Annotated in this window: 12 protein-coding genes; all 12 read right to left on the bottom strand. The window is 74.3% G+C overall.

Going from position 1 to position 11,181, the window contains the following annotated elements; genetic code table 11:
- Positions 1-239: 239 nt before the first annotated feature.
- Positions 240-968: a VIT1/CCC1 transporter family protein gene (locus SCWH03_RS06560; protein ID WP_173263179.1), complete on the bottom strand. Its 729-nt coding sequence runs from the start codon at positions 966-968 to the stop codon at positions 240-242.
- A gap of 600 nt (positions 969-1,568) precedes the next feature.
- Positions 1,569-2,624, bottom strand: coding sequence for a prolipoprotein diacylglyceryl transferase (lgt, locus tag SCWH03_RS06555; protein WP_173263178.1), 1,056 nt, complete (start codon positions 2,622-2,624; stop codon positions 1,569-1,571).
- Positions 2,625-2,763: 139 nt separating this feature from the next.
- Entirely contained in the window at positions 2,764-3,591 is an 828-nt protein-coding gene (locus tag SCWH03_RS06550; RefSeq protein WP_173263177.1) for a DsbA family protein, read from the bottom strand.
- Between the two features lie 114 nt (positions 3,592-3,705).
- Positions 3,706-4,563 carry a tryptophan synthase subunit alpha gene (trpA, locus tag SCWH03_RS06545; RefSeq protein WP_173263176.1) on the bottom strand — a complete coding sequence of 286 codons (858 nt, stop codon included), beginning with the start codon at positions 4,561-4,563 and terminating at the stop codon, positions 3,706-3,708.
- Entirely contained in the window at positions 4,560-5,864 is a 1,305-nt protein-coding gene (trpB, locus tag SCWH03_RS06540) for a tryptophan synthase subunit beta (protein WP_173263175.1), read from the bottom strand. The genes trpA and trpB overlap by 4 nt, the downstream gene beginning before the upstream one ends.
- Before the next feature lie 69 nt (positions 5,865-5,933).
- Positions 5,934-6,152, bottom strand: coding sequence for a tryptophan biosynthesis modulator TrpM (trpM, locus tag SCWH03_RS06535; RefSeq protein WP_173263174.1), 219 nt, complete (start codon positions 6,150-6,152; stop codon positions 5,934-5,936).
- Positions 6,153-6,160: 8 nt separating this feature from the next.
- A complete protein-coding gene (trpC, locus tag SCWH03_RS06530; protein ID WP_173263173.1) occupies positions 6,161-6,970 on the bottom strand; it encodes an indole-3-glycerol phosphate synthase TrpC in 810 nt (269 codons plus the stop codon).
- A gap of 194 nt (positions 6,971-7,164) precedes the next feature.
- Complete coding sequence (locus SCWH03_RS06525) at positions 7,165-7,827, bottom strand: DUF2752 domain-containing protein (RefSeq protein ID WP_173263369.1); 663 nt, start codon at positions 7,825-7,827, stop codon at positions 7,165-7,167.
- 86 nt (positions 7,828-7,913) lie between these two features.
- The gene (locus SCWH03_RS06520) at positions 7,914-8,174 is read right to left on the bottom strand and encodes an HGxxPAAW family protein (RefSeq protein WP_173263368.1); all 261 of its coding nucleotides are present in this window, start codon (positions 8,172-8,174) and stop codon (positions 7,914-7,916) included.
- A gap of 409 nt (positions 8,175-8,583) precedes the next feature.
- On the bottom strand, positions 8,584-9,246 hold the full coding sequence (locus SCWH03_RS06515; protein ID WP_173263172.1) for a TIGR02234 family membrane protein: 663 nt from the start codon (positions 9,244-9,246) through the stop codon (positions 8,584-8,586).
- Between the two features lie 7 nt (positions 9,247-9,253).
- Positions 9,254-10,804: an anthranilate synthase component I gene (locus SCWH03_RS06510; RefSeq protein ID WP_173263171.1), complete on the bottom strand. Its 1,551-nt coding sequence runs from the start codon at positions 10,802-10,804 to the stop codon at positions 9,254-9,256.
- A gap of 11 nt (positions 10,805-10,815) precedes the next feature.
- Positions 10,816-11,175, bottom strand: a complete 360-nt coding sequence (hisI, locus tag SCWH03_RS06505) for a phosphoribosyl-AMP cyclohydrolase (RefSeq protein ID WP_173263170.1) — start codon at positions 11,173-11,175, stop codon at positions 10,816-10,818.
- Positions 11,176-11,181: the final 6 nt, after the last annotated feature.

Raw genomic sequence — 11,181 nt, 5'->3', positions numbered from 1 at the left:
ATGGTGGGGGCCAAGGTCAAGTGTCGCACCTCGCGGCCCGATAGGGCAGCAGCGCAGCGTAGGGGAATATCACAGCCCCCGAAACGGCCTCCCTGAGGCCCCGGGCACACGGGCGGGGCGCGAGCGGCGCGGCGCGGCCGGAGCACGGCGGCGCGCTGCCGGGCGGCGCGGCCGGGGCGACACCGCCGGCTGCCGGGCGGCGCGCCGCGCCCCGGTGGCCCCCGGGCAACGGCACCCGGCTATACAGCCGCCCCGACCAGGCTGCCGATCCCGTACGTCAAGGCCGCCGCGGCACCGCCCAGGGCCAGCTGCCGGAGCCCGCTGGACCACCAGCCGCGCGCGGTCACCCTGGAGACCAGCGCTCCGCACGCGAACAGCCCCAGGAGGGCGAGCAGCACCGCGGGCCACAGCGAGGTGGCGCCCAGGAGATACGGCAGGACCGGCAGCAGCGCCCCCAGGGCGAACGACCCGAAAGACGAGACGGCGGCGACCGCCGGCGAGGGCAGGTCGTCCGGGTCGATGCCCAGTTCCTCGCGGGCGTGGATCTCCAGCGCCCGCTCCGGGTCCCTGGACAGCTGCACGGCCACCTCGCGGGCGAGCCGGGGCTCGACCCCGCGCGCCACATACAGCGCGGCCAGCTCCTCCATCTCGTCGACCGGATGTCTGCGCAGCTCGCGGCGCTCCACCTCGAGTTCCGCCTGGACCAGTTCGCGCTGCGAGGCGACCGAGGTGTACTCGCCTGCGGCCATGGAGAAGGCGCCCGCCGCCAGGCCGGCGAGCCCGGTGATCACTATGGTCTGCGTGGCCACGGAGCCGCCCGCCACACCGCTCATCAGCGCGAGGTTGGACACCAGCCCGTCCATCGCTCCGAACACCGCGGGCCGCAGCCAGCCGCCGTTGACGTCCCGGTGCGTGTGGTTGTCGCGGTGCGCCTCGTGAAGCGTCGCCCCGTTCTCGATGATGGACACAGCTCTCCCCTCGCTTGCGGAGCGGCCCGCGTCCGCACCCCGCCCCTTTTCCGCTCTCGAAAGTACGCGTGATGTAAGGGTCACGCCAGCAAGGCAGGCTTTACTTACCTGGTCAGTGCGGGGCACTCCGCCCTGAGGCGGAGAGACGAACCGGCCATTCCCGCGCCCGCACCCGCCGCCCCGTTGCGGACAGACCGGGGAACGGGCCCGCAAGGAACGCGGTGGAGGAACGCGGTGGAGGAACGCGGTGGAGGAACGCGGTGGAGGGGGCCGCAGGAGACCGGGCCCGCGGCGCGCTGTGGGGGGCTGGCCGTGCGGGTGGGGGACGGGCCCGGCGCACCGGCGGAGGACATGCGGCGCTCCGGGACACCCGGCCGACGGTCGCCTCAGCGGCCGCGGCCACCGTCGCCGCGGCCCACCGCACACTCTCCCTCACCGGCCGTGACGGCGGTGGCGGCACGTGCGGCGCAGCGGTCGGGTACACCGCTCCGGCCGCCGCCGCCATCACGGGCGGGCCGCCCGTGATGGTGGTGGCGGCGGGCGCCCCGGACGGCCGGTGAGCGGGACGTGCGCGATGCGCACGCGGACCCGGGTGCCCGGTCAGCTCCTGTTCGGGGACCCGGAGCCGGCGGGGTCGTCCTCGGCATCCCGGCCCGGTGACGTCGCCTCGGAGCCGGGCATCCCACCGGACGACACAGAGCCGGAACCGGACGCCGGGCCGGCGGCGGAGGCGGCCTGGTCGCCCGCCGAGCCCTCGCTGCCCTCTCCGCTCTCCTCGCCGCCCCCGTCCTTCCTGTCGTCCGCGTCCTTCTCACCGTCCGCGCCGCTCGTGCCCTGCCCCGCGGCCGCCGGCTCGACGATCTCCTCGCGGCCCGGGCGGAGCCGGGCGGAGACCGCGATGTAGACCACGGCGAGGGTGAAGACCAGCATCGCGGTCCAGACGTTCAGCCGGAGGCCGAGGATGTGGTGCGCCTCGTCGACGCGCATGTACTCGATCCAGGCCCGGCCTGCGCAGTACGCGGCCACATACAGCGCGAACGCCCTGCCGTGGCCGAGCCGGAAGCGGCGGTCCGCCCAGATCACCAGCAGCGCCGTACCGACGCACCACAGCGACTCGTAGAGGAACGTCGGGTGGTAGAGCCCGGCCTCCCGGTTCACGCCCTCGCTGATCTCCAGAGCCCAGGGGAGGTCCGTCGGCCTGCCGTACAGCTCCTGGTTGAACCAGTTGCCCCAGCGGCCGATCGCCTGTGCGAAGGCGATGGCGGGCGCGATGGCGTCGGCGTAGGCGGGCAGCGGGATGCCCCGGCGGCGGCAGCCGATCCACGCGCCGACCGCGCCGAGCGCGACCGCGCCCCAGATACCGAGGCCGCCCTCCCAGATCTTGAACGCGTCGACCCAGTCCCGGCCCTCGCCGAAGTACAGCTGGTAGTCGGTGATCACGTGGTACAGACGGCCGCCGACCAGCCCGAAGGGGACGGCCCAGACGGCGATGTCCGCCACCGTGCCGGCTTTGCCGCCGCGGGCGATCCAGCGCTTGTTGCCGTACCAGACGGCGACGAAGACGCCGATGATGATGCAGAAGGCATAGCCGCGCAGCGGAAGCGGTCCGAGATGGACGACACCGGTGGACGGGCTGGGAATGTAGGCAAGGTCCATGGCAGGTCCGACGCTACCCTGCCCGGCCCGGGGCACGGCAACCGACCGCGCAACGTCTGGATAACGAGCCCCGTGGCCCGCCCGGCCGCCGTCCGGCGGGCCCGCGCGGCCCGGCGGGCCCTCCCCGGATGCGTCCCGGTCAGGAGGCCGCCGGGCTCGGCTGTCCCGTGCGTGACTCCCCGCCCCGGTTGGCCTCGGCGACCCACTTCCGCAGGTTCTCGGGGCTCATCTGCTCGCCGTCCTTCTGCGGGAACACGGACTCGCCGTTGAGGAGCACCGTCGGGGTGCCCCGGAAGTCCTTCTCCCCGAAGGCCTCATCGGACTCGGCCACCCAGGCGTCGTACCTGCCGGACTCCACGCACTCGCTGAACGCGGGAGTGACCAGGCCCGGCACCTTGCCCGCCAGTTCGATCAGCCGCGCGTCGTCGCCGAAGGCGTCCTCGGTCTCCGGGGGCTGGTTCTGGTACAGCACGTCGTGGTACTCCACGAACTTCCCGGCGTCCTGGGCGCACGCGGCGGCGTTCGCCGCCCGGAGCGAGCCGCTGCCGCCCATGCCGCCGTCGATGATCGTCGCGAGGTGGTACCTGACCTTGAGCTGACCCGAGTCGGTCAGCTCGTGGATCGTGTCCCTCATCACGTTCTCGAACTGGGCGCAGGCGGGGCAGCGGAAATCCTCCCAGACCGTGAGCGTGGACGGCGCGCCGTCGGCACCCGCCGGAAGCGCGAGCGCGTCCTCGCCCTGGGCCCCGCTCGGCGCGACCACCGGGCCCCCCGCGGCGGAGCCCTGGTCCTTCCCGCCGCCGCCCGCCGCGATGACGCCGACCACCGCGGCCAGGCCCAGCACACCGACCACCGCGGCGGACACGATCAGCAGGCGCCGTCGCTTCTCGCGGGTCTTCTGCAGCTCGCGTTCGCGCTTGAGCCGCTCGCGCGCGGCCCGCATTCCGTCTTGGTTGTTCTCGCTCACGACCACAGCAACGAACCGGGGAGGCGCGTATGCACCTCCCCGGTCCCATGTCCACCCGTTCGGGTGAGCCGGCCGATCAGATCGCCCGGCGCACCGGCGGGCGGCCCGCGCCGGTCACCGCTTGCGGACGCCCGCCGCGAGCTCGCCTGCCAGCGCCCGTACCGCCGCGACTCCGGCCTCCTGGCCGCCCGAGTCGAGCAGCCGCTTGACGAAGGCCGAGCCGACGATCACGCCGTCGGCGAAGCCCGCGACCTCGGCGGCCTGCTCGGCGTCGGAGACGCCGAGCCCGACGCACACGGGAAGTCCGCGCCCGGCGGCGGTGGCCCGGGTGCGCCGCACCAGGTCCCGGGCCTGGGTCCCGACGGACTCACGGGTGCCGGTGACGCCCATCAGCGAGGCGGCGTAGACGAAGCCCGAGCCCGCGGCGGTGATCTCGGCGAGTCGCGCGTCCCGGCTGCTGGGGGCCACGACGAACACCGTGGCGAGTCCGTGCTTCCTCGCGTGCTCGCGCCATGTCGCGGACTCCTGGACCGGCAGGTCCGGCAGGATGCAGCCCGCGCCGCCCGCCTCGGCGAGCTCGGCGGTGAAGCGCGCGACACCGTACCGGTCGATCGGGTTCCAGTAGGTCATCACCAGCACCGGCTTGCCGGTGGCCGCGTGGGCCTCCCGGACGGTGCGCATCACGTCCGCGATCCTGACGCCGCCGCGCAGGGCGATGTCGTCGGCGGTCTGGATGACCGGCCCGTCCAGCACCGGGTCGCTGTGCGGCAGACCCACCTCCACGATGTCGGCGCCGCCGTCGAGGACGGCTTTGATCGCCTCGATGCCGCCGTCCACGGTCGGGAAACCGGCCGGGAGGTAGGCGATCAGGGCGGCCCGGTCCTCGGACTTCGCCCGCGCGAGGGTGTCGCTCAGCAGCCTGATGTTCCCGCTCGTGTTCCCGCTCGTGTCCCCGCTTGTGTTCCCGCTCACGTGGCGTCTCCCTCGATCTCCGCGGTCCCGCCCGCGGCGTCCGCCTCCACCGAGCCGTCGGTCGCGGCGCCGCCGCCGGCGTCGTACAGCCCGAAGTAGCGGGCGGCGGTGTCCATGTCCTTGTCACCACGGCCGGACAGGCTGACCAGGATCAGCCCCTCCTCGCCGAGTTCACGGCCGAGTTCGAGCGCACCGGCCAGGGCGTGCGCGGACTCGATGGCCGGGATGATGCCCTCCGTACGGGACAGCAGCCGCAGCGCCCGCATGGCCGCGTCGTCGGTCACGGCCCGGTACTCGCCGCGTCCGGAGTCCTTGAGGTACGCGTGCTCGGGGCCGATGCCCGGGTAGTCCAGACCGGCCGAGATCGAGTACGGCTCGGTGATCTGGCCCTCGTCGTCCTGCAGGACGTAGCTGCGCGAGCCGTGCAGGACGCCCGGCTCGCCCGCGGTCAGGGTGGCCGCATGCTCGCCGGTCTCGAGGCCGTGGCCCGCGGGCTCGCAGCCCACCAGGCGCACGCCCCCGTCCGGGACGAACGCGTGGAACAGGCCGATGGCGTTGGAGCCCCCGCCGACGCAGGCGACGGCGGCATCCGGCAGCCGGCCCGTGCGCTCCAGGATCTGGCGCCTGGCCTCGACGCCGATGACCCGGTGGAAGTCGCGGACCATCGCCGGGAAGGGATGCGGGCCGGCGACCGTACCGAAGAGGTAGTGGGTGCGGTCGACGTTGGCGACCCAGTCGCGGAACGCCTCGTTGATGGCGTCCTTCAGGGTGCGGCTGCCGGACTTCACCGGCACGACCTCGGCGCCGAGCATCCGCATCCGGGCGACGTTCAGCGCCTGGCGCTCGGTGTCGATCTCGCCCATGTAGATGGTGCAGTCGAGGCCGAAGAGGGCGCAGGCGGTGGCGGTGGCCACACCGTGCTGACCGGCGCCGGTCTCGGCGATGACACGGGTCTTGCCCATGCGCCGGGTGAGCAGCGCCTGCCCCAGCACATTGTTGATCTTGTGTGAGCCGGTGTGGTTGAGGTCCTCGCGCTTGAGGAAGACCCGCGCACCGCCGGCGTGCCCGGCGAAGCGGGGCACCTCGGTCAGGGCGCTGGGCCGGCCCGTGTAGTGGACGAGCAGGTCGTCGAGTTCGGCGGCGAAGGCCGGGTCGGACTTGGCCTTGTCGTACTCGACGACCACCTCGTCGACGGCGGCGACGAGCGCCTCGGGGATGAACGTGCCGCCGAAGTCGCCGAAGTAGCCGGCGGCGTCCGGCACCCGGCCCTCGGGGTCGGGAACGAAGTATTGGCTGGGCATGCCAGAACTCCTCGTGTGCGGGTGAGCCGAAGAGATGAAGGGGGATGACGTGTGGTGCCGAGCGGTTGCTCAGCGGCGCCATCGCATGCCGTTGACCTGGCCGGGCTCGTCCCCGATGACGTATCTGACCCGCCGCCCGTGCACCCGCCGGGCCGGGGCGCGGCAGCCGCGCGGACGGCAGCCGCGCGCCAGCGGGGTGTGCGGCTCACGGGCGCCGGCCGCCGCCCGGCCCCGCCGGTGGCGGCCGGGGGCGGTGGCGGTGCGAGCGCGGCGGACGACGGCGGTCATGGAGCGGGTCAGTCCCTGCCCTGCCGCAGCGCCGGGTGGGCGCCGGCGGCGACCAGATCGGCCACCGCGGCCTTCGGGTCACGGCCGGTGACCAGGGACTCCCCCACCAGCACCGCGTCGGCGCCGGCGTTGGCGTAGGCGATCAGGTCGTGTGGACCGCGGATGCCGGACTCGGCGATCGTGACGATGCCCGCGGGGATCTCGGGGGCGACCCGTTCGAAGGTGGACCGGTCGACCTCGAGAGTCCTGAGATTACGCGCGTTGACACCGATGATCCTCGCTCCGGCGTCCACGGCGCGCTCGACCTCGTCCTCGTCGTGGACCTCGACGAGCGGGGCGAGCCCGATGGACTCGGCGCGCTCGATCAGGGAGACGAGGGCCTGCTGGTCGAGTGCGGCGACGATCAGCAGGACCAGGTCGGCGCCGTACGCACGGGCCTCCCACAACTGGTACGACGTGACGACGAAGTCCTTGCGGAGCACCGGGATGTCCACCCGGGCCCGCACGGCCTCCAGGTCCTGGAGCGAGCCGCCGAAACGGCGCTGCTCGGTGAGGACGGAGATGACCGCCGCCCCGCCCGCCTCGTAGTCGGCGGCCAGTCCGGCGGGGTCGGCGATCGCGGCGAGCGCACCCTTGGACGGACTGGAGCGCTTCACCTCGCAGATGACCTTCACGCCTTCGCCGCGCAGCGCGGCGAAGGCGTCCTTGGCCTGGGGCCCCTTGGCCACACGCTCCTTGAGTTCGTCGAGGCTGACGCGCGCTTGCCGCTCCGCGAGGTCGGCGCGCACGCCGTCGATGATCTCGTCGAGCACACTCACGCGAGCGGCCCCCTTCCGGGAGGTTGGTCATGGATCACTGTCGGCAATCCCGATGGTATCCGGATACGGGCGATGGCTCCGCATCCGGTTGACGCCGATCCCACTAGCTGGGACCACCTGGGGCCTCCGGGGACTGCGATCACGGTCCCACCTGGGATTCTCCTGGGGGACCCGTCCGGGAGCCCGCTCGGGACTCAGGGGGCGAGCCCCGAGCCGAACGGCAGGTTCCGGACAACCGTGAAGCCGGCGAGGACCGCGCCGAGGCCCCACCACCAGGCGGGTCCGAGCGTGATCCGCACCGGTTTCGCCCGGACGGCGCGGACGAGCCAGACGACCCAGAACACGGCGAAGAGCAGATATCCGGCGACGGCGAGTGCGTTGGCGCCGAAGGCGGTGCCCGGCTCGCCGTGGACGAACGCATGGGCACTGCGCAGCCCACCGCAGCCGGGGCAGTAGATGCCGGTGAGCTGGAGCAGCGGGCAGACGGGGTAGTGGCCGGGCTCGTTGGGGTCGACGGCGCCGACATACGCGAAGGCCCCCGCGACGGCGGCCAGCACGGCCGACGGCGCGGCGAGCCTGCGGTGCCGGGGCGGAGGGCGGTCCGGGTGCGCGCCGACCGCGGGCGGCGGGAACGGCCGGTGGTGACCTGCCGGGTTTCCTCCGGGCGGGTCCGTCGGCCCGGTCCAGGGCCCCGGCTCGTCGGGAGGCGGCCCCGCCGCGGCGTGGGCGGACGCGGGCACCGGGGCCGGAGCGGGCGCGGCAGGGGGCGGTTCCGCCGCGGTGGAGGCGGCGGGCCCGGGGGCACCGGACGGTCCCGGCGCCGGGGTGGCGGCAGGCGACCCGGCCCCGCGGTTCATGGCTTCCACCCCGCGATTGTCCACGGTGGCCGTCCGCGGCGCAGCCCGGGCTCGCCGGGCCGCGCCGCGGAGAGGGGAGCTTTCGGTCAGGAGGCCGCAGCCTCGGCCGCCACCGGCTGCCCGGCCGGGGTGCGGGCCGGAACGGCCACGGACGTCTCCTGCTGCCCGAGACCGGCGGCCTTCATCGCGGCACCGACGACCCCGCCGGCGAGGACCACGGCCATGCCGGCCCAGAACCCGAGCGGGTTTGCGGCCACCATGAAGACTCCCGCGATGCAGAAGCCGATGAAGGAGATGGTGACGCCGGTCCAGGCGGCCGGGGTGTGTCCGTGGCTGCTGCCCGCCATGAAGTGCTCCTCGTGGGTGTAGCGCTGGGGGTGGTGGGCCGGTTGGTCCCGCTCCATTGTCACGTACCCGTGGGGCTGTCGGGACGTGGGGGTCGTCACTGATCGCGAGGGGACCGCCCACCGGCCGCCCGTCCTCTGCTCGGCGCCTCACCGGGTCGCCTGCGGGACTCCTCCCCCGGACGCCGGCCGGGGTCCCGTCGGGGGCGGGCGCCGAGGGGGCGGACGACGGGGGCCAGGCGGGGGCCAGGCGGGGACCACGCGGGGGAGGGCTGCGTCTGGGCAGCCCCGGCTCTCCTCAGGGGCCGGCGGCGAGGGGCCTCCGGTCGCCGCCGGCGGGACCCGCCGAGCGCCTCTCACCGACGTCACTCACGTCACCGACGTCACCGACGTCACCGACACGGGACTCCCCTCAACGGCCGCCTGTAGGGTCCTCACCGCGATCGAGGGCCTTCCACAGCTCCTCGGGCCGGTCGGTATCGACGGTGTCGACGGCGGCCGGGCGGCGGCCCCCGCGGGCCGCACCGCCCTCGCGCTCGTAGCGCCCGGACATGGCGGGCCACGAGGTGCCGTACCGCAGGGCGAGCAGCCCGGCGGCCAGGATCAGCAGTCCCGCGAGACCGGTGACATACGGCCAGGCGGTGTGGGTGAGGCCGGCGGCGGCGGCCGCCGTGTCGCCCGTGGTCTGGCGGGCCCGCTCGTCCAGCGCCGCACCGTCGGAGGCGCCGAGGAAGGCGGCGGCCGCCGCCCCGGCCCCGCTCAGCGCCAGCAGAGCGGAGACGATCACACGCCCCGCCCGGCGGACCGCGAAGAGGGCGACGAGGGCGGCGAGCCCGACGACCGCGAGCGCCGCCGGGAGCCCGGTGACATCACGGCCGTCCGCTTCCAGCGGCACGCTGCCGCCCCCGACGGCGGCCGTGCCCTCGGCCCAGGTCTGCCCGGAGGCGAGCAGCACCGCGGCGGCGCCGGCCGCGCCGAGGAGCAGGGCCGCCGCGAGGCTGCGCCGGCCGCGCGCGGCCGCCCGGGACGCCGGTTGGGTCTCGGCGCCGGAGTGGGTTGCGGGTACGGCAGTCACGCCCCCACTATCCCTCACGCGTCCCGCCGCCGCGGAGCCGGTTCGCGGTGTGCACCGCGCGCAGCACCGCCGCCGCCTTGTTGCGGCACTCGATGTCCTCGGCGGCCGGGTCCGAGTCGGCGACGACCCCGGCTCCGGCCTGCACATGGGCGGTGCCGTCGCGGAGCAGCGCGGTGCGGATGGCGATCGCGGTGTCGGAGTCGCCTGCGAAGTCGAGATAGCCGACGGCGCCGCCGTACAGCCCGCGCCGCGAGGGCTCGAGCTCCTCGATGATCTGCATCGCCCGGGGTTTGGGGGCGCCGGAGAGCGTGCCGGCGGGGAAGCAGGCGGTGAGCACGTCGAAGGCCGTGCGGCCCTCGGCGACCCGGCCCGTCACGGTGGAGACGATGTGCATCACATGCGAGTACCGCTCGACCGACATGAAGTCGACGACCTCGACGGAGCCGGGCTCGCAGACCCGGCCCAGGTCGTTGCGGCCGAGGTCGACGAGCATCAGGTGCTCAGCGCGCTCCTTGGGGTCGGCGAGCAGTTCCTCGGCGAGCGCCTGGTCCTCGCGCGGGGTGGCGCCGCGCGGGCGGGTACCGGCGATGGGGTGCAGCATGGCGCGCCCGTCCTCGACCTTGACCAGGGCCTCCGGGCTGGAGCCGACGACATCGAAACCGCCGTCCTCGTGGGGGAAGCGCAGCAGGTACATGTACGGGCTGGGGTTGGTGGCCCGGAGCACCCGGTAGACGTCGAGGGCGCTGGCCTCGCACGGGGTCTCGAACCGCTGCGACGGCACGACCTGGAAGGCCTCGCCCGCGCGGATGCGCTCCTTGACGTCCTCGACGGCCGCCCGGAACTCCTCGCCGCTCCACATCGGCCCGGTGTACGGGGGCAGCTCGGAGGGCGGCAGCGCGTGCGGCCGGCTCTCGACGGGCCGGGCCAGGTCGGCCTCCATGGCGTCGAGGCGGGCGACGGCGTCCGCGTACGCCTCGTCGACTCCGGTGTCGAGGTCGTTGTGGTTGATCGCGTTGGCGATCAAGAGCACGGATCCGTCCCAGTGGTCGAGGACGGCGAGGTCGGAGGTGAGCAGCATGGTCAGCTCGGGGAGCCGCAGATCGTCCCGGCCGTGCTCGCCGATCCGCTCCAGCCGGCGGACGATGTCGTACCCGAGGTAGCCGACCATGCCCCCGGTGAACGGCGGCATGCCCTCGTCGAGGTCCTGCCGGGGGGTGTGGAGGGCCTGGAGGGTCGCCCGCAGGGCCCCCAGCGGGTCGCCTTCCGCGGGGACGCCCACGGGAGGCGTACCCAGCCAGTGCGCCTGCCCGTCGCGGACGGTGAGGGTGGCGGCGGACCGTACGCCGACGAAGGAGTAGCGGGACCAGGAGCCCCCGCCCCCGCCGCCCACGGTGTGGGAGGCGCCGCCGTCGGCGGACTCGAGGAGGAAGGTGCCGGGGCGCTCGCCGGCGAGCTTGCGGTAGAGGCCGACCGGGGTGTCGCCGTCCGCGAGGAGGCGCCTGCTGACGGGGATGACGCGGCGGTCGGCCGCCAGCTTGCGGAAGGTCTCGAGATCCATGGCGTACGACCCTACCGGCCCAGGGGAAGGACGTCGTGGTCGAAGCAGGTGCGGTCGCCGGTGTGGCAGGCGGCCCCGACCTGGTCGACCTTCACCAGGACGGTGTCCGCGTCGCAGTCGAGGGCGACGGCCTTCACGTGCTGGACGTGACCGGAGGTGTCGCCCTTGACCCAGTACTCCCGGCGGCTGCGGGACCAGTAGGTGGCGCGTCCTGTGGTGAGGGTGCGGTGCAGTGCCTCGTCGTCCATCCAGCCGAGCATCAGCACCTCTCCGGTGTCGTACTGCTGGGCGATGGCCGGGACCAGGCCGTCGGCGCTGCGCTTGAGCCGGGCGGCGATGGCGGGGTCGAGTGCGCTGGAGGTGCTGGACATGCCGCC

Origin of the sequence: Streptomyces pacificus (assembly GCF_011766325.1) — a bacterium.
Lineage (GTDB): Bacteria > Actinomycetota > Actinomycetes > Streptomycetales > Streptomycetaceae > Streptomyces > Streptomyces pacificus.
Note: the sequence above shows the minus strand (reverse complement) of the source record. Positions and strands in the feature narration are given on the sequence as shown.

Coding starts and splice junctions, on each gene's coding strand:
- lgt (WP_173263178.1), bottom strand. CDS start 2,624: ATGGACCTTGCCTACATTCCCAGCCCGTCCACCGGTGTCGTCCATCTC.
- trpB (WP_173263175.1), bottom strand. CDS start 5,864: ATGCCCAGCCAATACTTCGTTCCCGACCCCGAGGGCCGGGTGCCGGAC.
- trpM (WP_173263174.1), bottom strand. CDS start 6,152: ATGACCGCCGTCGTCCGCCGCGCTCGCACCGCCACCGCCCCCGGCCGC.
- SCWH03_RS06525 (WP_173263369.1), bottom strand. CDS start 7,827: ATGAACCGCGGGGCCGGGTCGCCTGCCGCCACCCCGGCGCCGGGACCG.
- SCWH03_RS06520 (WP_173263368.1), bottom strand. CDS start 8,174: ATGGCGGGCAGCAGCCACGGACACACCCCGGCCGCCTGGACCGGCGTC.
- SCWH03_RS06510 (WP_173263171.1), bottom strand. CDS start 10,804: ATGGATCTCGAGACCTTCCGCAAGCTGGCGGCCGACCGCCGCGTCATC.
- hisI (WP_173263170.1), bottom strand. CDS start 11,175: ATGTCCAGCACCTCCAGCGCACTCGACCCCGCCATCGCCGCCCGGCTC.